We start from the raw sequence: 24,856 nt of genomic DNA, 5'->3' as shown, positions 1-24,856 counted from the left end.
GAGCAGAGCGCCTTCCGAACCCGGGGCCGCGATCTCGTAGATGGCGGTCACGGCATGGCCGGACCCGACCTCGCCGGCATCAACCGCATCATTGTTGAAATCGGCCCGTTCGAGCATGCGGGTCTCATAGCCGATCAGACGATACTCAGCGATCCGGGCCGGATTGAACTCGACCTGGATCTTGACGTCATTGGCGATCGGGAAGAGCGCACTGAAACTTTCCTCGACCAGCATGCGCCGGGCCTCGGCGCGGCTGTCGATATAGGCCGCCGTGCCGTTACCGGCCTGGGCGATGGTCTGCATCATGGCGTCGTTATAATTGCCGCGGCCAAAGCCCATGACAGAGAGATAGATGCCACTCTCGCGCTTGCGGGCGACGAAGTCTTCCAGACGCTCATTCTGGGTGACGCCGACATTGAAATCGCCATCAGTCAGAAGCATGACACGATTGACGGCGTCCGCATCGAAATTGCGTTCAGCGAGATCATAGGCGAGCGCCAGACCGGCACCGCCGGCGGTGGAACCACCGGCCCGCATCCGGTCCAGGGCCTCGTGGATCTGCCGTGCATCGCGTGCCTGGGTCGGCTCGAGCACGGCGCCCGCGGCGCCGGCATAGACGACGATGGCGACGGTATCCTCGGGATCCAGCTCGTCGACCAGCAAATGCATCGCCTGCACCGCCAGTGGCAGCTTGTCGGGCGAATTCATCGAGCCGGAGACATCGATCAGGAATACCAGATTGGCGCGCGGACGCTCTTCCGGCACCAGTTCATAGCCCTGCACCGAGACATGCATCAGTTGCGTCGCCGGATTCCATGGATTGGGTGTCACCTGCACCTGGGTCGCAAACGGCTCGTCCATGCTTTCGGGCAGCGCGTAGTCGTAATCAAAATAATTCACCATCTCCTCAACCCGCACCGCATCCTGGGGCGGCAGGGTGCAGTCATTGAGATAGTCGCGCACGACAGCATAGCTGGCGGTGTCGACATCGATCGAGAAGGTCGAGACCGGCTCTTCGCTGGTGGCGTGCACGGTGTTGAGCTCGACATGCTCATAGCGTTCGCGATCAACCGTGCCCGGGCGCGGGGTCATGGGCAGCGGCGCATAGCCGCGCATGTTCTGCTCCATCGGCGCCGCGGCCATGTCTGCCCGTGCCACCGTCGAGTGCGGAGGCGGCGGGGGCGGTGGTGGTGGAGGTGCCGGTTGCGGTGCTTCCGCCTGAACCGCGCCAGTCGGAATGCGCGTACCGGTCACGACGATCATGTCATCCTCATCGCCCTGGCCGCGCGCGCGATTGCGGCAGGCGGCCGGGATCGCGTCGAGCATTTCCTGCTTGGCACCCTCGTCCTGCGCCAGCGCCATCGGCGCCGACTGTATCGAGGTGGCGGCCACCAGCACCGCGAGCGCGCTGCCCATCTTCAGATTCCGTGTCATGTCAGTCTCCCCTTCCCGTTCCCAGCTGTAGCATTTGCACGCATGAATTGATCGGAGGAAAGGCGAGATCGGGGCGATCTCAAGGCGCTTTCGTTCATCCTGGCGCCAGAAGGCAGAAGCATGCCGCGCCTCAATCCTGAGGATCGATCCGCCCGTCAAAGCCCAGCCCGGCGACCAGCGCCGCGATCTCGCCGATCACGGCGTCCAGCGCTGCATCATCGGTGGCGCGGGCGACGAGATGGGTGCCGCGCTTCACTTCGCCATCCTTGACCTCAAGGAAATACGGATAGCTGCCGATCGAGACGTTCGGATACCGCGCCTGCATCTCGCCCAGAGGAATGGCGATATCGCCCTCGCGCAGATTGTCAGCCTTGACCGAGCGCGAGCGGGTCACCGCGCCGCCATGCAGGCGATGGGCGACGTCTTCCAGCATGCCGCGGGTGATGGAGGGCACGCCGGCCATCACGAAGACATTCCCGATCTGGAAGCCGGGCGCGCCGGTGACCGGATTGACGATCAGCGAAGCGCTCTCGGGAATGCGCGCCATGCGTTTGCGGCTCTCGGTCAGCGGTGTCTTGGTCTTGGCATACCAGTGCTCGATCACTTCAAGCGCATCGGCACGGACATCAATCGGCACGCCGAAGGCGGCGGCAATGCTGTCGGCGGTGATATCGTCATGGGTGGGGCCAATGCCGCCGGTGGTGAAGACATAATCCACCCGTGCCCGCAGCGTGTTGACGGTATCGGCGATCACCTCGGCATCGTCGGGAATGGTGCGGCATTCCACGACATTGATCCCCAGCGGCGCCAGGAATTGCGCGATCTGCTGCAGGTTCTTGTCCTGGGTCCGCCCGGAGAGGACCTCATCGCCAATCAGCACCACGGCCGCCGTCACACCCGATGTCTTGCCCATGAGATTCAACCTCGTTTCCCTGTTCGCCTCGGGTATAGGTGGCGCAAAGGGAGAATGCCAAGCCATGAAATTCGCCACACCGCTGATCGAGGGCCGGCTGGTCTCGCGCTACAAGCGCTTCTTCGCCGATGTCGAACTGCCGGATGGTGAGGTGGTGACGGCACATTGCGCCAATACCGGCGCCATGGCGGGGATCAAGGATGCCGGCTTGCGCGTCTGGTTGTCGCGGGCCGACAATCCCAAGCGCAAACTGAAATTCACCTGGGAGCTCGTCGAAGCCCAGGACACGCTGATCGGGACCCTGCCCGGCCGCGCCAATGAACTGGCCGAAGAGGCGGTGCATTCCGGCATTCTCACCGAGCTTGGCGGCTATGCCTCGCTGCGGCGCGAAGTGAAATATGGTGAGAATTCCCGCATCGATCTCCTGCTCGAGAGCGAGGATCGTCCGCCCTGCTGGGTCGAGGTCAAGAATGTCCACTGGATGCGCCAGACGGGCCTGGCCGAATTTCCCGACGGCGTCACCAGTCGCGGCACCAAGCACCTCGGCGAACTCTCGGCCAAGGCGCTCGCCGGCGAGCGCGCCGTCCAGCTCTTCATCGTCCAGCGCAGCGATTGCACCCGCCTGCGCCCCGCCGACGATACCGACCCGGTCTATGGCGAGGCCCTGCGCGCGGCCCATGCGGCCGGGGTCGAGATCCTCGCCTATCGCTGCGAGGTGACACCGGCGGGCATCGCGATTACCCATCCGATGAGTGTGGAGCTGAGTTGATGAGCGATTTCCAGTGGGACCTGCCCGAGCCTTATGTGCACCGTATCAAGGTCGTGGCTGCCGATATCGATGATTTCGGCCATGCCAATAATGCGCGTTATCTGGAATGGGCCGATGCTGCCGCCTGGACGCACTGGGCCTCGAAGGGCTTCTCCCGCGAGGTCTGCGAAGCCGATGATCGCGGCATCGCCATCATCCGCACCGAGGCCGATTATCTCGGCCATGTCCGCGAGGGCGATGAGCTGGATTGTGCGGTCTGGATCTCGAAATCCGATGGCCGCCTGCGCGCCGAGCGGCGCTATCAGTTCGTCCGCCCCAGCGATGGCGTGACGGTGTTTCGCGCCCTGACCAAGGCCGTCTGCTTCCAGCTCTCCACCGGCAAGCCGGCGCGGATGACAGAGATCTTCAAGTCGCACTATTCGGTGCTGCCCTCGGTCGCCGCGGCACTGGCGGCGCAGGACTGAGCGCGCCCTAGAGCCAGCCCTTCTCCCGCGCCAGACGCGCCGCCTCGATGCGGTTGCCCGCTCCGAGCTTGGAGATGGCGCTGTGCAGATAATTGCGCACGGTGCCGCGTGCCAGACCCGTGGCGTCGGCCATGGCCGGGCTTTCCAGCCCGGCTTCAGCCAGGCGCAGCAGACGCCGCTCGGCATCATTCAGCGGATCGTTCTCGCTCCAGGCGCGTTCGGCCAGTTCCGGCGCAATGACACGCTCCCCCGCTGCGACGCGCCGTACGGCATCGGCGAGATTGGTCGAAGGCCCGTCCTTGAGGATGAAGCCCGCCACGCCCGCCTCGAGCGCACGGCGCAGATAACCGGGCCGGTCGAAGGTCGTCACGATCAGGACCCGCGCTCGCGAAGTTTCCCGCTTGAGCAAGGCCGCCAGTTCCAGACCGGTCATGTCCGGCATTTCGATATCGGTGAGCACGACATCGGGATCATGACGGCGAACCAGATCATGCGCCTCGCGGCCATTGGAGGCCGTGCCGACAATCTCGATATCGCTCTCCAGCCCCAGTAGCGCGGCCAGGGCCTCGCGCAGCATGGTCTGGTCTTCGGCCAGGACGAGACTAGGCATGGTTCTCTCCTTCGCCAGCAGGCAGCCAGACGCTGACCACGGTTCCTGCCCCTGCCGCGGTCGCCTCAACCGAGAACCGGCCCGACAGACCTTCAATACGCGCCGCCAGCCCGCCCAGCCCGCCTTCGCCGATCCGGGCACCGCCGCGTCCGTCATCGCTGATGGCAAGTTCGACACCATCGGCATCACGCCCCGTCCGGATCGTGGCGTGACGGGCGCCGGCATGGCGCAGGATATTGGTCGCCGCCTCGCGCACCACCATGGCCAGCGCCGTCGACTGCGCCCGCGTCAGATCCTCGGCGTCCAGCTGCAGCGAGACCATCAGGCCTGCGGCTTCCAGATGCTGGCGGGCTTCATGGGCGGCGGTATCGAGGCTGCGATCACGCAGACCGGCGACCGCTTCGCGCACCTCGGCCAGGGCCGTGCGCGAGATCGACTGGATTTCCGCCAACTCGCTGCGAGCCCGCTCCGGGTCGGCATCGAACAGGCGTGAGGCCAGATCGGCCTTCAACGTCACCACGGAGAGGGTATGACCCAGCAGATCGTGCAGATCGCGGGCGATCCGCTGGCGCTCGGCCTCGGCGGCGAGGGTCGAAGCCTGGCGTTGGCGCGCTTCGCTCTCGGCCTCCTGGCGCTGGCGCCGCGCGCCCATGGCCGCACCGGCCGCAGCGATTGCGGCCAGGATCAGCAGCGCGATCACATAGAAAAGCGGTTGCTGCATCAGCCAGGCGGTGGAGAGGATGGCGAGCGCGACGGTGACCAGACCGGCTGTGCGAAGCCGGGAGTGCGGCAGCCAGCCCAGCATGGCGGCGGCAAAGACGAGATAGACCGCGCCGCCAATCGTCACCGGCATGAAGGCGTAACCGAGCACGCCCGCCGCCAGCGCCCCGAGATAGACGGTCCAGTCGCGGCGGCGCAGGCTGAAAATGTAGAGAGCGACAAAGCCCGCCATCGCCGCCAGTGCGACCAGGGCCTGCTCGATGGTCGGCGGCTGGTAGAGCCAGGCGAAGAAGAAAAAGCCCAGATAGACCAGATGCAGCCAGGGCCGGTTTGGCGACAGCAAGGTGCGCATCCGCTCGATCATGGCATCTCTCCTCACCTGTCCGCTCGTCCCGGCTGCCACTCAGGCCGCGCTCGCCAATTGTCCGCGAAAACGTACCACTTCCCAGCGCAGGCCTGCAGCGGCCAATAGATAGAGGCCCGCGACCACAAACGGAATGGCTGTCAGCCGCAGCTCGGGGAAAGCGATCCAGATCGCCGTCACCGCCGCAACCCGGACCAGGGCATGCACCAGGCTGACCCGGCTGGCATAGGACCAGCCGATGATTGGCCAGTGCAGGCTCATCCCGATGGCGAGGCTGAGCGGTGCCGCCTCCGGGAAGCCGCCGATCAGCAGGAAGTGGATCGGCCAGAGCAGGTTGATGGCAATGATCGCCGCCATGGTGACGCCCCCGAGCGGTGATTTCGCTTTCATGAAGGGCGAGCGCAAGGGGCCCTGCAACAGGATACCGAGCGGGAAGATCAAACCCGAGCCCGCCGCCGCGGCGAAGGCCCAGTCGGGCGCCTCCAGAAAGAAGCCGGCAATGCCGCCGGCAATCCAGCAGAGGGCGCCGGCGACCGGCAGGGAGATACCGCCGCCCGCAGCCACGCAGAAGCGTTTGCGTTCGTGATCGATGACTTGCTTCAAATCGGTCATGGTGAGGTCCGTTCCTGTGCTGATTATGTCCCCACCTTGCCGTGCACCGCGGTCGACCGGCAGACACAGGCGTCACCCATCGCCGGTGACATCTGTCATGCACGGCTCCGCCACCCCGGACGCGACCAGCCCGCCCGGGCCGCGCCTGCGTCTCACGGATAATTAACATCCGCTCACATTGTGCGCGCACCCGCGCCCGCTATAGTCCGCGCCAACATCAACACCGCTTTTGGGGGAGGCTTTCATGAAGTTTCTGGCACCTGCATTGGCCTGTCTCGCGCTCGTCGCCTGCGGACCGAATACCGACAACACCGCCGAGGCCCCGGCCGCATTCATGCCTGACGTGCGCTCCGAGAATATCGAGGCGCATATCCGCTTCCTCGCCTCCGACTATCTGCAGGGCCGCGATGTCGGCACGGATGGCTATGAGATCGCCGCCAATTATGTCGCGGCACAAATGCAATTGCTCGGCCTCGAGCCGGCCGGCGAGAATGGCGGCTATTTCGCCCAGGTGCCGCTGCAGGACGTCACCGCCGACGCGGCCTATAACAGCTTCACCCTCGACGGCGAGACTTTCGCCCAGGGCGACGGGGTCTATGTCTCGACCAACCCGGCCCTGCTCGAGTCGGCCGTCACCGCACCGCTGGTGTTTGTCGGTTATGGCGTGTCGGCCCCCAATCGCGATCATGACGACTATGCCGGCCTCGACGTCACCGGCAAGATCGTGGTCATCGTGAATGGTGGCCCTGGCGGCCTGCCCAGCGAAGAGCGGGCCCATCACCTCTCGCCCAATACCAAGCGCGATGTCGCCGCCGCCCATGGCGCCGTCGGCATGATCACTCTGACCAGCCGGTCCGACGAACAGATGCGCGAATACGCGGATGGCAGTGCGAGCCTCCCGGTCACCAGCCTGACGCCAGCCACCGGCCCCTCCTCCCGTGAGCAGATCCAGGTGACAGCCGATGTCGGCTCAACCCTCAGCGCACGCCTGTTCGAGGGCGCTGAGATGAGCCTTGAGGAGGTCCGGGCGGCCATGTCCGCCGAAGAGGATCCCTCCTTCCCGCGGTTCGAGCTGCCACACACTGTGAGCATGCAGCAGCGCACGATCTCCGAACCCTTCACCGCACCCAATGTGGTCGGCATGCTGCGCGGCAGTGATCCGGTCCTGGCCGACGAGATCGTCGTGCTTTCGGCGCATCTCGACCATATCGGCACGGTCCACGACCATATGCGCGGCCGCGGTGGCTGCCGCTCCAATGACGGTGAGGATTCGATCTGCAATGGCGCGGTCGACAATGCCTCCGGCGTCTCGATCATGCTGGAGACCGCGCGCGCCTTCATGCAGGAGGGCACGCCGCGGCGTTCGGTCCTGTTCGTCGCCCTGGCAGGCGAGGAAAAGGGGCTGCTCGGTTCGGAGCATTTTGCCAAGAACCCGACGGTGCCGGCCGAAGCCATCGTCGCCAATGTCAATCTCGACATGCCGGTCATTGTCTATGAGTTCAACGACGTCCTCGCCTTCGGCGGCGAGCACTCCAGTCTCGGCGGGATCGCGGAACGCGCAGCGGCCCGGATGAATATCGAGGTCAGCCCGGATCCGATCCCCGAGCAATCCATCTTCGTGCGTTCGGACCACTATAATTTCGTGCGCCAGGGCGTGCCGTCCCTCTTCCTGATGACCGGCTTCTCCTCGCCGGATCCCCGTTGGGATGAGGGCGAAGGCTTCATGGGCTTCCTGAGCACCCACTATCACCGCCAAACCGATCAGCTCGACGGTGATCTGGAGGTCCTGTTCGACCAGGGCGCCAAATTCGCCAATGTCAATTATCTGATCGCGCGCGAAATCGCCGATAGCGACGAGCGCCCGGTCTGGAATGAGGGCGATTTCTTCGGCGATCTCTACGGCCACGCCGGCGAATAACCAGCAATAAAATACCAGTAATCCCAGCGCGCGCCGTTTCAAACGGCGCGCGCTTTGGCTATATGGGGGGAATACCGGAGGATTGCCCCTTGACGACTGCCTATGACAGCATTGCCGATTATGACGCCCCGTCGCCGCGCGACGGGCGTATCAAGCTGCACGGTGCGGAAGGTTTTGAAGGCATGCGCAAGGCCGGACGGCTGGGCGCCGAGGTGCTGGACATGCTGGTGCCGGAAGTGAAAGCCGGCGTCACCACCGAGCATCTCGACCGGTTGACCCGCGAATTCATCCTCGACCATGGCGCCACCCCGGCAACGCTGCACTATCGCGGCTACCGCCATTCGCTGTGCACCTCGCTCAACCATGTCGTCTGCCACGGCATTCCCGGGCCGAAGGCGCTGCGCGATGACGACATCCTCAATATCGACGTCACCGTCATCGTTGATGGTTGGCATGGCGATACCAGCCGCATGTACACGGCCGGCGAGCCCAAGCGTAAGGCCGAGCGCCTGATCGACATCACCTATGAAGCCTTGATGGCGGGAATCGAAGCCGTGAAACCGGGCGTCACCCTGGGCACGATCGGTGCGATCATCCAGGAATATGCCGAGGAACGCCGCTGCTCGGTGGTGCGCGATTTCTGCGGCCACGGCCTCGGACAGCTCTTCCATGACAGCCCCAATGTGCTGCATTTCGGCACCCGCGGCGAAGGCATCGTGCTCAAGGAAGGCATGTTCTTCACCATCGAGCCCATGCTCAATCTCGGCCGGCCCGATGTAAAAGTCCTCAATGATGGCTGGACCGCCGTCACCCGTGACAAATCCCTCTCGGCCCAGTTCGAGCACTCTCTCGGCGTCACCGCCGACGGCTATGAGATTTTCACCAAATCGCCCAAGGGCCTCGACAAGCCCCCCTACAACATCTGACGCCATGGCCCCAGCAGCGCGAAACGATGGTCACCGCGAGCGCTTGCGCCAGAAACTAACCTTGGCGGGTGGCGACGCCCTGCACGATTATGAGCTGCTGGAACTCTACCTCTTCCGCTCCATCCCGCGCCGCGATGTCAAACCGATCGCCAAGGCGCTGATCGCCCGCTTCGGCGATCTCGGCGGTGTCGCAGCGGCACCGGTCGAACAACTCGTCACCATTGATGGCGTCTCGGATCGCTGCGCCGCCGAACTCAAGCTGATTCAGGCGCTGTCCGCCCGCCTCGCCCGCGAACAGGTGATCGGCCGGCCCGTCATCTCATCCTGGGCGGCGCTGGTCGCCTATTGCCGCACGGCGATGCAACACGCCACCACCGAACAGTTCCGCGTCCTCTTCCTCGATCGCAAGAACAAGGTGATCGGCGACGAGGTCCTCGGCACCGGAACGATCGATCACGCCCCGGTCTATCCGCGCGAAGTGGTCAAGCGGGCCCTGGCCAATGAGGCCTCGGCGATCATACTCGTCCACAACCACCCCTCAGGCGATGCCACCCCCAGCCGGGCCGATATCGAGATGACGCGCACCCTGATCGAGGTCTGCAAACCCTTCGAGATCGTCGTCCACGACCATCTCGTGATCGGCCGCGAGAACACCGCCAGTTTCAAGACGCTGGGTCTGATGTGAAAGCTCTGGCCATGGCGGATCATTGCCCTAGCATGGGCGCCTGACACCGCAGCAAGAGCGCCTCGCCATGAAACGACTGATCGTCACCGCCCTCGCCTTTCTGCTGCTGGCCTGGGGTATATCCCTTCGGGCCCCTTCAGCGCCGCAGCACCAGATTTTCCATGGCGGCACCATCCGCACCATGGCGGGCGATGCGACCGTCGAGGCGGTCTATGTCCGCGACGGTGTGATCATCGCCGCCGGCAGCCGGGCCGAGATCGATGCGGCCGCGCCGTGGAATGCCAAACGCGTCAACCTGCTCGGCGGCACGCTGGTACCCGGCCTGATCGAGCCGCACACCCATCCCCTCGCCTCGGCGCAGCTGGGCGCGGCGGTCGATGTCAGCGGGGTGAGCCATGCCAGCCGCGATGAGATCATGGACACCCTGCGCCGGGCCGCCGGCCAGCGTGGGCTGACGCCCTGGATCATCGCCTTTGGCTGGGATCCGGCCATGCTCGACCCGCTGCCACCGCCGAGCCTGGCCGAACTCGACGCCATTGCGCCGGAGCGGCCGATGATCATTCTCACACAGATGATGCACGAGGCCTTCGCCAACTCCGCCGCCCTGGCCGCCGCCGGTCTGGGCAGCACCACGCCCGATCCGGAAAACGGCCAGTTTGAACGTGACGCCGATGGCAACCTCACCGGCCGTCTGATCGAGATCAGTGCCATCGGCCAGGTGATGGCGGCCATGCCGCAGGCCGGCGATGCGGCGATGAACCTGCTGCTCAACCTGCAATACGACGCCTATGCCCGCGCCGGCTACACCACGATCGGGGCGGCCAGTATTGTCGGCAATGCACGCGATCCGCTGGCCCTGCTGCATGACGTCGCCAGCCAACCGCGCGCGCCGGTCAATACCGTGCTCTACACCGCCCCGGTGCGCCGCGCCCATGCGCTCGATCTCTGGGCCACACCCAATCCGAACACCTCGCTCGCCGGGGTCAAGATCTGGATGGATGGCTCGCCCTTCATTGGCGGCGCGGCGCTGGCCGAGCCCTATCAGCGCTCACACTTCACCGAAGACGTGCTGGACCTGGCGCCCGGCTGGCGCGGCGCGGTCAATTACAGCCAGGCGGATGCCGATGCCCTGGTGCTCGCGGCCCAGCGCGGCGGCTATCAAATCGCCATCCACGCCCAGGGCGAACCGGCCATCGAAACCGCGCTCAACGCCATCGAGGCCGCCCGGCTCGCCGCGCCGGATCCCACGCTGCATCACCGGCTGGAACATCTCGCCCTGATCACCCCGGCCCAGATCGAGCGCGCCGCCCGGCTCGGCGTCAGCCTTGGCTTCTTCGTCGATCATGTCTGGTTTTACGGCCATATCCTGCCCGAGCTGGTCGGTCCGGAGCGCACGGCGCGCTACATGCCCGTCGGCGCGGCCTTTGCCAGCGGCGCCGTCGTCACCCTGCATGGCGACCATCCCGCCACCCCGATCGATCCGATGCGCACCCTGGCCACCGCCATCGAGCGCCAGCCACGCGGTGGCGGCGATCCGATCGGACCAGACCAGCGTCTCAGCCCGCAACGGGCGCTCGAAGCGATGACGATCAATGCCGCCCGCCAGCTCGGTCTGGAGGCGGAGATCGGCACGATCGAGCCGGGCAAGCGCGCCGATTTCACCTGGCTGGCGCGCGACCCGCTGAGCCTCGATGCCGGCGAATTGCGCACACTCGAGGTCCGCGGCACCTGGATTGCCGGCCGTCCGGTCGATACCCGCACAATCACCCTGCGCCATGCCGGATTGGTCCTGAAGGCAATCTGGTCCAGTCTCACCGCCTGACCCCCAGCCCTGGAGCGCCCCCATGCACCACGACTATGTCACCCATCTGGAATGCTCCGAGACCGGCAAACACTATCCCAAGGACAAGCCGCACAATCTCTCCGACGCCGGCAAGCCGCTGCTGGTGCGCTATGACCTCGCCAAGGCGAAGCGCGAGATTGATCGCGGCGCCATCTCGGCGCGCCGGGGCGGGTTCTGGAAATGGCGCGAGCTTCTGCCCGTCGCCGATGACAAGGATGTCTGCCGGCTCGGCGAGATCACAACGCCGCTGATCGATGTCCCCGCCACCGCGAAGGCCTCCGGCGCCACCGGACGCGTGCGCATCAAGGATGAGGGCCGTTTGCCGACGGGCAGTTTCAAGGCCCGCGGCCTCGCCCTCGCCGTCGCCATGGCCCATCATTTCGGCATCAAGCGCCTGGCCATGCCGACCAATGGCAATGCCGGTGCCGCCATGTCCGCCTATGCCAGCCGGCTGGGCATGGAGAGCTATGTCTTCGCGCCCGACGATACGCCCGAGGTCAATATCCGCGAGATGGCGCTGCAGGGCGCCCATGTCTTCCGCGTCAACGGGCTGATCCATCATTGCGGCGCCCTGGTCGCGGCCGGCAAGGACAAGATGGGCTGGTTCGATCTCTCGACCCTGAAAGAGCCCTACCGGATCGAGGGCAAGAAAACGATGGGCCTGGAACTTGCCCACCAGCTCGGCTGGCGCATGCCCGACGCCATCTTCTACCCCACCGGCGGCGGCACCGGCCTGATCGGCATGTGGAAAGCCTTCGACGAGATGGAACAGCTCGGCTGGATCGGCAAACGCCGCCCGAAAATGATCGCCGTCCAGGCCGAGGGCTGCGCGCCCATCGTGCGCGCCTGGGACAAGGGCGAACGCCATGCCGAGGAATGGCTCGACGCCACCACCGCGGCGATGGGCATCCGCGTGCCCAAGGCGATCGGTGATTTCCTGATCATTGATGCCTGCAAGGAAAGCGAGGGCTTTGCCATCGCCGTCTCCGAGGCATCCATCGAAGCCGCCCGCGTGCGCTGCGCCCGCGAGGACGGCCTCCTGCTCTGCCCGGAGGGTGCCGCCACCCTGGCCGCGATGGAGAAGGCCATGAATGATGGGTTGATCGAGCGCGATGCCGATTGCGTGTTGTTTAATTGCGGGTCCGGTTTGAAGTATGCGATGCCGGATGGGTCGAAGACGCTGGATCGGCATGGGGATGTGGATTGGGGGGCGATGTGAGTTTTGATTACCTGCAACATGCCCGAGATGCCGACACTCGAGTTGACGCCTTCTACTTGGCACTCAAGAATTACCACTTTGCCCACCGAATGTGGACTTACGCCAGCGACGACAGAATGCGCTTTGCGTTCGAAGATGACATCTTGGCTGGCGATAGTATGCCATTCAAACGAATGCGCGCCGACCAATTCGATGATCTAGAAGAACGCAGGATAACGGCGGAGCAAATTGCCGGAAACCAATTTGGGCTCTGCTTCATCGCGATGTTTGACTTCCTAGAAGCGCGCTTCGGCGATGGCGCGGTCCCCAAGAGCGTTCCACCGCAACTGAACGACATTTCGATTCTAATCTCAGCCGTGCGCAACGCATTTTCTCACAAGATAGGCACTCCGGTCTGGAACGTGAAGGATCCGAATCTCCGCCGAGAACTCAATGTCGAGTTTGCGCGGATTGACCTGGGGAAGCTCCACGGACAACCGGTGCACCCTGACCAGCTTGGGGGAGCCCTCAGCGTTGAGCGCGTCTGGAATGGTCTCAACGAGTCCCTCAATCGGCACCGAGAGTCTGTAGCGGACGCTGGCTCCACCTGATTTGACCAAACCGCCAAGCAGGGACCACCGGTACCCGGCCAACGCAGCCCCCCTCCCTCTCCGCGAGGGGGGTATAGAGATATCCGGCAGATATTCTATTGTTGACTATCAAACGTCCGAAAAATCCAACGTCACCAGGGGCTTTTGCAAAGGTATATCTATATGTTTGTAATAATCGATCAGTGCAAACGATAAAGTGTCGTTTTTGAACGGAATGGAAAACTTAAAATAACTTGGACCACCTGTGTATTCAGGCTCGTCATAAAAACACATATTCCTTTCCTGAAGTATATGAAAATCTCCTTGAAAATCATACCCCTTAGACAACCTTTCCAAAGTAGACGTTAGAATTGAAAAATCGCCCGAATCGCTGATTCCATCCGTCTGCATAATCCTATCAATCACGGTTGACAAAAAGTCTCTTGTAATTCTTGGAAGGCATGCAAGTTCATTTGAGCAATAAGCAATATTATCGATGAATTCACTATTTGTTATCTGATCGCCGTGCCCTTGCTTATTCCAAAAATCTGATATTTTCTTGCCGGAGCCAATTTTTGGGCTGGGAATGGCTTCAAAGAGTTTCTTTATTGACGTAGCGTACTCACCATTTTTTGTGGGTATCTCAAGTTCAATTCGAACTTTTGACGTAGAAATTCTACTATACTCATGTAGAGCAACAAGATTTACGAAATCCATGATTACCATATCTTTCAAATTATCACTTTCTTTCAGTGAATAAGAATTTTGCTTCTTGCCAGCAATAAAAATATATATGGTACTATACGTTTTCGTTTGTTCATCTGTAATTTTTGACAGAGTACCCTTTATTTTCTGGAGGGTTTTTGTGGATGTAATTTGGTAGGCTATACCTTTAGACTTATCACCTAGGTCAATACCTGGTTCATTGGACCTTATAGCGTTAAGGTTTGTGAGGTTAAATCCATATAGTTTGTTAAAAAATTCCCGAAAAAAGTCCTCTATATATTTGTTTAGATCATATATCCCCAGCGAGGATCTATTTTCTAAATCACGCTGAATTTCAGAAATATCATCGATGATCTCACCAATTAAAAAACCACGTTTCATACTTTCACCTATGCTACCATCTACGAGCCGAAGGGCTGGCGATTAGGCTCGCCAAATGAGGTTGCACCCTACACGTTCCTGTTGTCGTAGTCGCAAAGTCAGCCTTGCTGAACTCCTGCTGCACCAGAAGCCGCAATACCCGCCGCTCCGCTTCCGACCTACCTGCCTCCATCAAATCAAATACATATCCGTCACGCCCGCTCGAACCCTCCCCATGCACAACCCCTCTCGTCGGATCATAACCATCAGCGATGGCTCGGATGCGGGTGCGAATTTCCAGCATTCCATAGACGTAGTTGAGCATCGCGTTCACGGGATGCGTGGCGCGCCGATTGGTGGGCACTCTTTTCGCCCGTAAGGCAGAGCGAGATTTATATGTCAGCCAATCTTCCGGCACGGGCAGCTTCTCGAGGCTCTTCCAGCGAATAGGAATGGTCGACCAAGCCGCGAAGTAGGCGTTGGCCGCTTTGCCCTCCAAGCCCAATAGTGCGTCGACGGTGGCGACCGGTGCTAATTCCAGCTCGGCCAATACGGTTTCGGCTGTTCGAACCGCGCGGTCTTTCGCTGCGGAGGTTGGGAAAAAGGCGGCTAAGTTTGACAACGTGCCTTCGAGCTTCTTCCGGATAAGCGGAATTCCGAACGCTACGCGGGCCGCGTCGCCCCGTCGTGTCGCGATCTGCCAGGCGACCTTATCCGGATCAGCGGAGTAGCCACTCTGCCCCACGACAGACACGACGCGGCCATCCCAGCGAAGGCGAATAAGGGAAATATCCTGTTCGGCCAGCCAGTCGATGGCGTCGAGCGAAATCTCACCGGAGCCGTCTACCAATACAATGCGGGGCGGGTTTTCCAATCCGCCAGGAAAGAGACGATGTTCGTCCACGTCCTGAGGATAGTGCGTGAGTCCATCGCGGATTACGAGCGCGCCGCGATTGACGCGCATCGACATGCCGTTTCCAGTGAGGATGAGCGGATGTGCTTGGCGTTCGCGCCGCTTTCGCTTCGGAATGGACGCTTGGTATTCAGCTAGCCAATAGCGACAACGTTCCGCCCATTCGTAGTGGTCGTCGTTTCCTGGCGTTTCGACTTCGCGCACTAGGGACTGGTGCATCGCGCCCTCCGGGTTCGACATAAGGAATCTTAGCAGGCTATGGGCCCAAGGGAACTGCTATCAGCCAAAAACATCGCGGCAAACACGGCGAAGTCTGGCTGTTGTCCGTAGGGATGGGGCTGAAACGTCACCGGCTTTGCTCACAGTCGAAGGCTCAATCGTACGTGACCAGCTCTCAAACCGTCGGGCCGCGCGACGCACTGTGGTGTCTTCATCAAACTCAGCGGCCGCAAACGCCAGCCTGAGAAATATCGGACCGAATGTAACCGCGATTAGAGCAATCGTGTCTGGGGCTTGATGGTCGCCGATCCCCGTGCGCTCGACAAAGTTTCGAACAGTCCGGTAAGCGCGGATAGTCAGAACTTGAGTTGTCACCAATTGACGTTTGTCGGCAGTCCGAATGCAATCGGCCTCAAACTCCCTATCAAACAGGTTCTGCAAGGGCATATTGATGAAGTTGGCGATCTCCTGAATTCGATCCTCGCCTGGAGAAACACCAAAGCTTTCAGCAACCCCTTCGATTAGGACGTAGGCCTCATCAGATTCAATCTCCAAATTCGGGTCGAAATGCTTTCTGAATAGCTCAAGAATTGCTTGCGCGAGTGGCCGTTGATCGAATTCGCGTTCAAACTCTCCCAACATTTTTGCTGTTGGAAGAACCGGAACGATATCTCCCACACCACCACGTTTACGCTTTGCAAGACGTTCGATTTTTCGGTCTCTACGCTCGATGTGGCTGATCCAAGCGCGCTTCAGCACCTGCCAATCGATCCGATATCCACCCGCAGCGAGGTGGAAAATGGCTTCGCTGGCGATTGCCTCACGGCGCATGAGTTCGTCAGTCACTTCGGTGCGCTCAAGCAGTCCCGACTGGCGCCACTCACGCCTTATACCCCGTCCGCGTCCAAGGCTTTTTGCGATCAGGGGCGGTAGCAGCCCTTTCTGCCTCCAATCTCGCAGGACTCGGTCCGAAATTGTCCGTCCCTTGGCCTCCAAGGCGCGCTGCAGTTCTTCGGGGGTCATTGGGGTGCACCAAATACAAGTGACATTTATCCGGGCAATACCGGATTCCTCATGAGGCTAAGAGTCAAACCTTCAAACGAGGGTTAGACCCGATGGCCTCCAAGTGCCGAGACTACAAAGACGAATACCGTCGCCGCCTGGAGCGAGGGCAAGAGCGCGGGCTGAGCAACGCCCAGGCACGTGGGCATCCCCGTCAGGGTGAGCCATTGGCGTCCAACGCTTCCCGGCTCCCGAACAGCACATCCGAAATTGAAGCCGCAATCCGTCTCATGCGCGATGGGCACGGCATCGGGGCGGCCGCTCGTGAGGCCGGTGTTCCGGAAAAGCGTCTTCGCAAGTTCGTCCGCTTGCGCAACCTCGCCCTTCGAAAAGGCAAGGTTTGGACGGTCCACGATCCGCGCGTGCGGCGTGTACCTGTTCAGACCGACGGACGCGTCCAAGAAATCTTCGTGAACGGCTTCAAGCCCGCCTCAAGAGCTGGTCAGGCCTGGGACCGGCAGGGCCGGTTCACGCGCAACAATGACACCACCCTTCTGGCCGAACTTCGCGGCCAGGGCCTCACCGATATTCACGGCCGCTTCTATCCCTTTGAAACCAATCCGAACGCGCTCCACCGCATCGCGGCCGTGGAGGAAGTTGCGTTCCACGAAATCTATCAAATCGTCAGTTAGAGGAAAAAACCTATGACGAGTTCAACCAACATAAACAAGCGCCGTGAGGCCGACTACAAGCGGCTTCGGACCCGCAATCCAATCTGCCTATCCTGCGGGTATTCCGATCACCCGGCTGCAATGGAATTTGCTCACATTGCTCCGCGTAGATTTCATGATGATGGCGGGGTGCTGTGCGCCAACTGCCATCGGGAAGAAAGCGACAAGGAAAAGGATTATTCCTACGCGCCGATCACCAACAATCCGACGATGGAGACCATAGGGCGCTATCTGCTAGCGGTCGCCGAATGGTTCAAGCGGATCGCTGAAACATTCACTATTTTCGGTGAATGGCTGCTCGAACAGGCTGAGCACGTCCTGCCCTCCGAGCTGGAGGTAGGCCAATGAGTATCACCACACCTGATACGATTGCGCTTCGCGCCTATACGGAAAAGCCGAATGGAAAACCTGTTGCGCAACGCCGCGGCCGCAAGGGCTTGGACGAACCATCGCCCTGGGTGCTCATATTCGACACCGAGACCCGCACCGATCCGTCACAAGCCTTGCGCGTGGGCTTTTATCAGCTGCGCCATGAAGGGGAGCTCTTCGAGGAAGGCGCTTTCTTCGATGCGAGTTCTCTTAGCGACGCGGAAAAGAGTGACCTGAAGGCCTACTGCGAGTCCCGCAACCTTCGCCTGCGCACGCTGATGGATTTTAATGCGAACGTGTTTGTCGCCTATGGCTATGAGCTCAATGCGTCGATTGCCGGGTTTAATCTACCCTTCGACCTGTCCCGCATCGCAATCCACCACGGCCCGGCTCGCGGGAGCATGCGCGGCGGGTTTTCCTTCCAACTATGCGAGAGCCGGCATCTACCGCGCGTTCAGGTCAAGCACCTCTCAAGACGGGCGAGCCTCATCCAGTTTTCAGCGCCATGGAAACAGGAAACCCCGCGCGGCATGCGCAAGCACGGCCTGAAAACGCCGCGCCACACAGGCTATTTTGTCGATGTGAAAACCCTAGCCGCAGCTTTGCTTTCGAGAGGCCATACGCTTGAAAGCCTTTGCGAAGCCCTCGACGTGCCGACACGCAAAGCCGCGAGCGAAAGTCATGGAGGGCCGCTCACAGAGACGTATCTCGACTACGCCCGTGACGATGTCCAAGCGACTTGGGAATGCTATGCGGCCCTGGTTGAACAATACAGTCAGCACCGACTTTCCACCCCCGCCCACCGGATCATCAGTGAGGCGAGTATCGGTAAGGCCTACCTCAAAGAAATGGGCATTGACCCGCTTCTCGCCTCTCAGGACGTTCCGCGCGAGTTATTCGGATGCATCATGAGCACCTTTTATGGCGGCCGCGCAGAAGTGCGAATTCGCCGGACGGTCACGGAAGTCATTTATACCGACTTCAAGTCCATGTATCCCACCGTCAATGCGCTTATGGGGCTCTGGAGCTTTGTCATAGCGGACGGCTTTAGTTGGACGGACGCCACGGTCGAGACACGCGCCTTTCTTGACCGGGTGACGCGAGCGGATTTTCAGCACCGGGAGACCTGGTCAGAATTGATCACCCTGGTGAAAGTGCGACCGGACAAGGAGGTTCTACCCGTTCGGGCTGCCTATGACGGCAAGGTCAACACAATCGGGCTCAATTACCTGAGTTATGACGGCGGTATCTGGTACACGCTTGCGGATGTTGTTGCCGCGAAGTTCATTGGCGGAAAATCGCCTGAAATCTTGGAGGCTATTCGCTTTTCGCCGGGAAAGCCGCAAAGCGAGCTTCAACCAATCGAACTATTCGGAAATCCCGATTATCGCATTGACCCCAACAAGGATGATGCCTTTACCCGTTGGGTTGATCTGCGTGACGAAGCCAAAGCCAATAAAGACCCGATTCAGTTGGCAATTAAAATTCTGGCTAACTCAACATCGTATGGAATTTTTATCGAAATCTTGCGCGATAACGCGCCAAAGCCGGAGCCCCTAAACATCTTTGGTCCGGCGGGCTTTATCGGAGATATGCAAAGCACCGCCTTGGAGGAGCCGGGCAAATACTTTCATCCGCTATTGGGCACGTTGATCACTGGTGCGGCCCGCCTCATGCTAGCGCTCGCGGAAAGCGAGGCGTCGGCTCAAGGCCTGGGCTGGGTGTTCTGCGACACTGACAGCCTTGCCATGGCCCGACCGGATGGGATGAGCCGTGCGGAATTCCGTTTGCGTGCTGATCGGGTGAGTGAGTGGTTCAACCCGCTCAACCCATACCGCAAATCAGGCTCGATCCTGCAAATGGAAGACGTGAACTATGCAGCCGATGAAACGGGGAGGCTGGAACCGCTCTACGCCTATGCCGTTTCGTCCAAACGTTATGCACTCTTCAATACCGATGCAGAGGGCCGCCCGGTAATACGCAAGGCGTCGGCGCACGGCCTCGGCCATCTTGTGGCCCCTTATGGTGAGAACGATCCCGCGTCCGGCGTGCCCGATCCCGTCGCCCCCCTCGACCAGATGGGCGTGTCGCGCTGGCAGTATGATCTTTGGTATCACATCATTCGCGCCGCTCTTGAGGGGGAGCCGGACTACGTACCGCTCAACTATCACCCAGCGCTCGCTCAACCAGCCGCAAGCCGGTACGGCGCAACCAGCCCCGATTTGCTCGCCTGGATGCGTCACCACAATGAAGGCCGAGACTATTTGGACCAGGTCAAACCGTTCGGCTTCATGACCAGCTTCTCCGCGCTTCCATCTACGCAGCGGCCTATGCGCGAAGATCTCACCGCCGATCCCAACAGGCGCGGCCGTCCGATCAAACAGGTCACACCCAAACCAATCGCGCCATTTGAACGACACCCGGCCAAGGCGGCCGCCCAGGCGTTTGACCGGGAAACAGGGGAGCCGGTGCCGTCAAACCTACTGCAGAGCTATCAGGACTCCCTTGTGCGCTATCATCTCAGCCCGGAATCAAAATTCGAGAATGCGGACTTTTATGACCGAGGGGAGACGCGAAGGCGGCATGTGGTAGCGAGGCGAGTGGTGTTGATCGGGAAGGAAGCTAACGGGGTTGGAGAATTTGGGGAAAAGACAGACCCTACGGTCACAGCGCTACTCGAAATCTCAGTCCAAAAAGCATAAGAGGAATGTCTGCCGGGTTCCACCCTGGCGATTTGACCGAAGTAAGAAAATGTGACGCATGTGTTTCGTACAGGACACGCGCCCACCAATGTTTTGAAATGCGAAAAGAAGTTTGCAGCGAATGACCGACAAGCAATTCATAGACAGCAGCACCCCAAACCAACGTGAAGAGCTATTGGACCGCTTGAGATCGTCGGTGCCTGAAGCCTTCTCGGATGGAAAGCTGGACGTTGTGGCACTGCAAGTCTTGCTCGGCGACAAAGTGGAGGAGGGGCCGGAGCGATTCACCTTCACTTGGGCGGGCAAACGGGGTGCGATGGCGATGCTACAGGCACCGTCTGCCGCCACGCTGGCACCGGACCCGGAAAACAGCATCAATTTTGATCACGCTCAGCACGTCTTCATCGAGGGCGAGAACCTTGAAGTGCTCAAGGTGCTGTATCGGTCTTACTTTGGCCGGGTAAAGCTCATCTACATTGACCCGCCCTACAACACGGGCAACGACTTCATCTACCCCGACAACTTCGCGGACCCGCTGGACCACTATCTGAAACTGACGGGCCAGCGCACCGAAGACGGGGACGACACCACCAGTAAGACGGAAACGGCGGGGCGGCTGCATTCCGGCTGGCTGTCGATGATGTATCCAAGGCTGTCGCTGGCGCGTCAATTCCTGACGGATGACGGGGTCATATTCGTTAGCATAGATGACAAGGAACTTAGCAACCTTCTGAGGCTTCTTGATGAAATCCTTGGGGAAGAAAATCGAGTCGGTGTCATTTCTTGGAAGAACGTTACAGACAACAACCCGACCCTCATCAATAAAGACAACGAATTCATCGTTTGCTATGCAAAATCGAAGGCTAACTTGCCGCAGAGCTGGAAGAGTTCAGAGTCGGACGCCAAAGAAATCCTCGTAGACTTTTTTGAAACGAGGAAGGGAGAAGGCAAAACCCCCGAAGAAATAGAAAAAGAACTTGCAGCGTTCATCAAGGACAATAGGGAGTCCCTTGGCAATCTCACCCGCTATAAGTGGGTGGATCAAGACGGTATCTATACAGGCTCAGAGAGTGTTCACAACACAAAGCCGGGCGGCTACGAATTCAAAGTCATTCATCCTGACACAGAACAGCCAATGCGGATGCCTGCAAATGGCTACCGGTTTCCTGAAGATACATTTCGCCAGATGGAAAGGGACGAACTCATCCTATATGGCCCTGACCACAAACGCATCGTAAAGATCAAAAAATATGTTCAGGACTATCAGGACAGCTTGAGAAGCGTCCTTGTTATGGACGGACGCCTTGGAACATACGACGTGAAGAGGCTTTTTGGCGTTAAAGAGAATCTGTTCGACAATCCAAAGCCGGTTGATTTGCTGGCAAGCCTTACGTCTTTTGCAACCGATGATGACGATCTGGTTCTAGACCTGTTCGCCGGTTCGGGAACTCTTGCCGAGGCTGTCGCAAGACTGAATGCCAAGGAAGGCTCCGACCGAAAAAGCATTTCGATTCAAATGGCTGAGCGGATCGAGGAAAAGCATTTTGCCTTCAAGAAAGGCTTCAGGAGCATAGCGGAGCTTTCCCGAAAGCGTGCGGCTCTGGCCATTGAAGCAAGCAATGGTTCGGGCCTCCGCGCATTCAAACTCGCTAACGGAAACATGAAACGCTGGACCGGCGTCGAGGCCAAAGATCCCGATGTCTATGCTGCGCAGCTTGAGGCCTTCACCGACAGTCTCGCCTCCGGCTGGCAGCCGCAAAACGTGATCTGGGAAGTCGCCCTGCGCGAAGGCTACAGCCTGGCCGCCAAGGTCGAAGAGCTGGAAATCGGCACTGGCCCGACCTTCTGGCGCGTGTCCGACGAGGATCGCAGCTTCACCATCTGTCTGGACGAGGCACTGACGCTCGATGCCGTCGCCTCCTTGGGCCTGACCAAGGACGACATGTTCGTCTGCCGCGATACCGCGCTGGACGACACGCTCGCCGCCAACCTCGCCTTGCAATGCCGGTTGAAGGTGATCTGAATCCATGAAGTTCAAGTTCGATAGCGATCAGGAATATCAGGTCGATGCCGTCGAGAGCGTCGTGGGCCTGTTCGACGGTCAGGCATTCGTTAGCAATCAGCTCACAATTCCTACTGGCGCGACCTTTCAGGTTGTCCCCAACCGGCTGGACCTGACGCCCGACCAGCTCCTCGCCAACCTGCAAAAAGTTCAGGGTGATCGAGGACTGGACCAAGACGACAAGCTGGAAACGCTGACCGCGAAGGTTGAAACCCTGCGAGGCGAGGAAGATATCACCTTCCCCAACTTCTCGGTCGAAATGGAGACCGGTACCGGCAAGACCTATGTCTACATCCGCACGGCGCTGCGCCTGTACGAGACCTACGGGATGCGCAAGTTCATCATCGTCGTGCCATCGGTCGCCGTGCGCGAAGGCGTGAAGAAGACGCTGGAAATCACCAAGCCCCACTTCGACAAGCTTTTCGGCAAGCCACCGTATCACTTCACCGTTTACGATTCCGCCCGCAAGAGCCAGGTATCCGGTTTCGCGCTGTCTGACGGCATCGAGATCATGGTGATGACCATCGATGCCTTCAAACGCGCCGAGACCGTCATTCGCCAATCGCGTGAGGGGCTGGACCCGCCGATCTACCAGCTTCAAGAAACACGGCCTGTGTTGATCTTGGACGAACCGCAAAACATGGAAAGTGATCTGTCGGTTTCCGCTCTGGCCTCGCTCAACCCGATCTGCGCCCTGCGTTACAGCGCGACCCACCGCAACGCTTACAACGTGGTCTATCGGCTAACCCCGTTCGATGCCTACCGCCAAGGGCTGGTGAAGCGGATCGAGGTTGCATCGGTGGTTCAGCAGGACAATGAGAACCTACCCTTTGTGCGCGTCGAAGAGCTGAACGCCACCAAGCGAACCGTTGGCGCCAAGCTGAGCGTTCACAAGCTCATGGCGACCGGGAAGATCCAAGAAAAACCCATCACAGTTCGAAGCGGCGATAGTTTGGTCGAGAAGACGGGGCGCGCTGAATACGAAGGTTTCGTCGTTGACGAGATCAACCCCGGATCGGGTTTCATCCGCTTCGCAAACAATCAGGAGCTGGCCCTTGGCGGCGAACAAGGCTCCGACCGCGATGCGATCTTCGAGGCGCAAATCGCCTTCACCATCGAAGAGCATTTCCGTCGCCAGAGGCGCTTGAAGGAACACGGCATCAAGGTCTTGTCCCTGTTCTTCATCGACAAGGTGGACAACTACGCCCCCGACGATGGCAAGTTGAAGCTGATGTTCGTCAAAGCTTTTGACGAGATCAAGCAGCGGTACGACGAATGGAAAGACATCAAAGCCGCCGATGTACAAAAAGCCTATTTCGCCACAAAGACCAAGAAATCCGGCGAGGCGGAAATCTTGGACAGTACCGGCAAGACCAAACAGGACGACGAAGCCTTCAATCTCATCATGCGCGAAAAAGAGAGGTTGCTTTCCTTCGACGAACCGGTGGCCTTCATATTCTCGCACTCCGCACTACGAGAGGGTTGGGATAACCCCAACGTCTTCCAAATCTGTACCATGCGCGAGGTTGGCAGCGAGACCGAGCGGCGCCAACAGGTTGGTCGTGGTGTGCGCCTGCCGGTCAACCAGGATGGCGACCGCATTCGAGATGAACAAATCAACGTTTTGACCGTAATCGCGAGCGAAACCTACGAACGATTCGTTTCGGGTCTGCAAAGTGAGATCGAACGGGAGTATGGTAAGGAAGGTGTGCCCCCACCTCCGTCAAATCAGCGGAAGCGAAAAACCATTAGGCTGCGCAAACAGTTTTTGCTGAAACCAGAGTTCAAGAAACTTTGGGAGAAGATCAAGCACAAGACACGGTACTCCGTGAAGATCGATACCGCGACTTTAGTGAAAGAAACCGTTGCCGAGCTTGACGGCGCGACGATCAGCAAACCCCGCATCACCATCTCCAAGGCTAATGTCCGCGTAGATGCGGTGGAAGACTTTTTTGAGCCCATCGCACTAAGCGCTGCCAAAACCGCTGTTGATCTGGTAGGGCGCTACCCACTCCCGAACCTCATTGAAGTGATGGAGAGCCTCATGGAGAATACCTCTCCGTCGATGAGGCTCTCCCGGAGCACGCTTTTGAAGGTCTTTCAGAAGACTACAAAAAAGCACGAAGCCACCGAAAATCCGCACGACTTTGCCGTCAAAGCTGTGAGCATCCTCAAAAGTAAATTAGCTGAGCAGATGGTGCGTGGCATCAAGTACGAGAGAGACGGAACTTGGTATGAGCAGACACAATTCGTGGAGGAAATCGAGACTTGGGAAGACTGTATAGTCCCGAGTGCGGAAGTAGGCGGTGTTGGCGGGACGCATTTGTACAACGGCGTGCAATGGGATTCGGAGGGCGTCGAGAGGCCATTCATCGAAGCCTTGGAAAAGCGCACCGACGTCAAGCTCTACATAAAATTGCCTAGCTGGTTCACCGTCGATACTCCTGTTGGGCGATACAACCCTGATTGGGCCATCGTCATGAATGACCCGGATAGTGAAGGCGAAAAGTTGTATTTTGTCCGGGAAACCAAAGGCACGCACAACCTCGATGACCTCCGCCCTGACGAAAAGCGAAAGATCTTGTGCGGGAAGCGACACTTCACCGACGCCTTGGACGTCTCTTATCGTGTAGTCACGCAGGCGAGTGAGCTACCGTAGAAGACCGCTTCTCCACGCCCTCTCATAGTGAGATCAAATGCTGCAAAACGCCACTCAAGATAGGTTC

At 59.8% G+C, this 24,856-nt stretch carries 21 protein-coding genes; 13 read left to right on the top strand and 8 right to left on the bottom strand.

Annotation, left to right across the window (positions count from 1 at the left end):
• Window positions 1-1,434: vWA domain-containing protein (locus ACN0YF_RS11455; RefSeq protein WP_417494489.1), on the bottom strand; the 1,434-nt coding region annotated here is incomplete at its 3' end.
• Window positions 1,435-1,564: 130 nt separating this feature from the next.
• Window positions 1,565-2,347, bottom strand: coding sequence for a competence/damage-inducible protein A (locus tag ACN0YF_RS11450; RefSeq protein WP_417494488.1), 783 nt, complete (start codon window positions 2,345-2,347; stop codon window positions 1,565-1,567).
• A gap of 64 nt (window positions 2,348-2,411) precedes the next feature.
• Between ACN0YF_RS11450 and sfsA the strand changes: the two genes are divergently transcribed.
• A complete protein-coding gene (sfsA, locus tag ACN0YF_RS11445; protein ID WP_417494487.1) occupies window positions 2,412-3,116 on the top strand; it encodes a DNA/RNA nuclease SfsA in 705 nt (234 codons plus the stop codon).
• Window positions 3,116-3,580: an acyl-CoA thioesterase gene (locus tag ACN0YF_RS11440; RefSeq protein WP_417494486.1), complete on the top strand. Its 465-nt coding sequence runs from the start codon at window positions 3,116-3,118 to the stop codon at window positions 3,578-3,580. The genes sfsA and ACN0YF_RS11440 overlap by 1 nt, the downstream gene beginning before the upstream one ends.
• 7 nt (window positions 3,581-3,587) lie before the next feature.
• Here ACN0YF_RS11440 and ACN0YF_RS11435 read toward each other — a convergent pair whose 3' ends face one another.
• From ACN0YF_RS11435 to ACN0YF_RS11425, 3 genes are read right to left on the bottom strand one after another with little or no spacing between them, the layout of a single operon-like run.
• Window positions 3,588-4,190 carry a response regulator transcription factor gene (locus tag ACN0YF_RS11435; protein ID WP_417494485.1) on the bottom strand — a complete coding sequence of 201 codons (603 nt, stop codon included), beginning with the start codon at window positions 4,188-4,190 and terminating at the stop codon, window positions 3,588-3,590.
• Window positions 4,183-5,274, bottom strand: coding sequence for a sensor histidine kinase (locus tag ACN0YF_RS11430; protein ID WP_417494484.1), 1,092 nt, complete (start codon window positions 5,272-5,274; stop codon window positions 4,183-4,185). The genes ACN0YF_RS11435 and ACN0YF_RS11430 overlap by 8 nt, the downstream gene beginning before the upstream one ends.
• Window positions 5,275-5,313: 39 nt before the next feature.
• Window positions 5,314-5,886 (bottom strand): DUF7010 family protein, encoded by a 573-nt coding sequence (locus ACN0YF_RS11425; protein WP_417494483.1) that lies wholly within the window; start codon window positions 5,884-5,886, stop codon window positions 5,314-5,316.
• A 244-nt stretch (window positions 5,887-6,130) separates the two neighbouring features.
• On the opposite strand from ACN0YF_RS11425, the gene ACN0YF_RS11420 reads away from it, so the two are divergent.
• From ACN0YF_RS11420 to ACN0YF_RS11395, 6 genes are all read left to right on the top strand, one after another.
• On the top strand, window positions 6,131-7,804 hold the full coding sequence (locus ACN0YF_RS11420; protein WP_417494482.1) for a M28 family metallopeptidase: 1,674 nt from the start codon (window positions 6,131-6,133) through the stop codon (window positions 7,802-7,804).
• 89 nt (window positions 7,805-7,893) lie between these two features.
• A complete protein-coding gene (gene map / locus ACN0YF_RS11415) occupies window positions 7,894-8,730 on the top strand; it encodes a type I methionyl aminopeptidase (protein WP_417494481.1) in 837 nt (278 codons plus the stop codon).
• Between the two features lie 4 nt (window positions 8,731-8,734).
• Entirely contained in the window at window positions 8,735-9,415 is a 681-nt protein-coding gene (gene radC / locus ACN0YF_RS11410) for a RadC family protein (RefSeq protein WP_417494480.1), read from the top strand.
• Window positions 9,416-9,482: 67 nt separating this feature from the next.
• Window positions 9,483-11,237, top strand: coding sequence for an amidohydrolase (locus ACN0YF_RS11405; RefSeq protein WP_417494479.1), 1,755 nt, complete (start codon window positions 9,483-9,485; stop codon window positions 11,235-11,237).
• Window positions 11,238-11,259: 22 nt separating this feature from the next.
• Complete coding sequence (locus tag ACN0YF_RS11400) at window positions 11,260-12,477, top strand: threonine synthase (RefSeq protein ID WP_417494478.1); 1,218 nt, start codon at window positions 11,260-11,262, stop codon at window positions 12,475-12,477.
• On the top strand, window positions 12,474-13,067 hold the full coding sequence (locus ACN0YF_RS11395; RefSeq protein ID WP_417494477.1) for a hypothetical protein: 594 nt from the start codon (window positions 12,474-12,476) through the stop codon (window positions 13,065-13,067). Before ACN0YF_RS11400 ends, ACN0YF_RS11395 begins: the two co-directional genes overlap by 4 nt.
• 108 nt (window positions 13,068-13,175) lie before the next feature.
• On the opposite strand, the gene ACN0YF_RS11390 is transcribed toward ACN0YF_RS11395, so the two are convergent.
• From ACN0YF_RS11390 to ACN0YF_RS11380, 3 genes are read right to left on the bottom strand one after another with little or no spacing between them, the layout of a single operon-like run.
• The gene (locus ACN0YF_RS11390) at window positions 13,176-14,153 is read right to left on the bottom strand and encodes an SMEK domain-containing protein (protein ID WP_417494475.1); all 978 of its coding nucleotides are present in this window, start codon (window positions 14,151-14,153) and stop codon (window positions 13,176-13,178) included.
• Window positions 14,154-14,166: 13 nt separating this feature from the next.
• Window positions 14,167-15,264 (bottom strand): CRISPR-associated endonuclease Cas1, encoded by a 1,098-nt coding sequence (gene cas1 / locus ACN0YF_RS11385; protein WP_417494474.1) that lies wholly within the window; start codon window positions 15,262-15,264, stop codon window positions 14,167-14,169.
• Window positions 15,265-15,324: 60 nt separating this feature from the next.
• Entirely contained in the window at window positions 15,325-16,110 is a 786-nt protein-coding gene (locus tag ACN0YF_RS11380) for a hypothetical protein (protein ID WP_417494473.1), read from the bottom strand.
• Between the two features lie 446 nt (window positions 16,111-16,556).
• Here ACN0YF_RS11380 and ACN0YF_RS11375 point away from each other — a divergent pair, with 446 nt between their 5' ends.
• From ACN0YF_RS11375 to ACN0YF_RS11355, 5 genes are all read left to right on the top strand, one after another.
• A complete protein-coding gene (locus ACN0YF_RS11375; protein WP_417494472.1) occupies window positions 16,557-16,958 on the top strand; it encodes a hypothetical protein in 402 nt (133 codons plus the stop codon).
• Window positions 16,959-16,970: 12 nt separating this feature from the next.
• Window positions 16,971-17,345, top strand: coding sequence for a hypothetical protein (locus ACN0YF_RS11370; protein WP_417494471.1), 375 nt, complete (start codon window positions 16,971-16,973; stop codon window positions 17,343-17,345).
• On the top strand, window positions 17,342-20,068 hold the full coding sequence (locus tag ACN0YF_RS11365; RefSeq protein ID WP_417494470.1) for a hypothetical protein: 2,727 nt from the start codon (window positions 17,342-17,344) through the stop codon (window positions 20,066-20,068). The genes ACN0YF_RS11370 and ACN0YF_RS11365 overlap by 4 nt, the downstream gene beginning before the upstream one ends.
• Window positions 20,069-20,189: 121 nt before the next feature.
• A complete protein-coding gene (locus ACN0YF_RS11360) occupies window positions 20,190-22,091 on the top strand; it encodes a site-specific DNA-methyltransferase (RefSeq protein ID WP_417494469.1) in 1,902 nt (633 codons plus the stop codon).
• 4 nt (window positions 22,092-22,095) lie between these two features.
• Window positions 22,096-24,789, top strand: coding sequence for a DEAD/DEAH box helicase family protein (locus tag ACN0YF_RS11355; RefSeq protein WP_417494468.1), 2,694 nt, complete (start codon window positions 22,096-22,098; stop codon window positions 24,787-24,789).
• Window positions 24,790-24,856 lie beyond the last annotated feature (67 nt).

It is taken from the genome of Maricaulis sp. (genome assembly GCF_048270265.1).
Taxonomy (GTDB): domain Bacteria; phylum Pseudomonadota; class Alphaproteobacteria; order Caulobacterales; family Maricaulaceae; genus Maricaulis.
The sequence above is the reverse complement of the archived record's forward strand: the minus strand, read 5'-3'. Positions and strand labels throughout refer to the sequence as shown.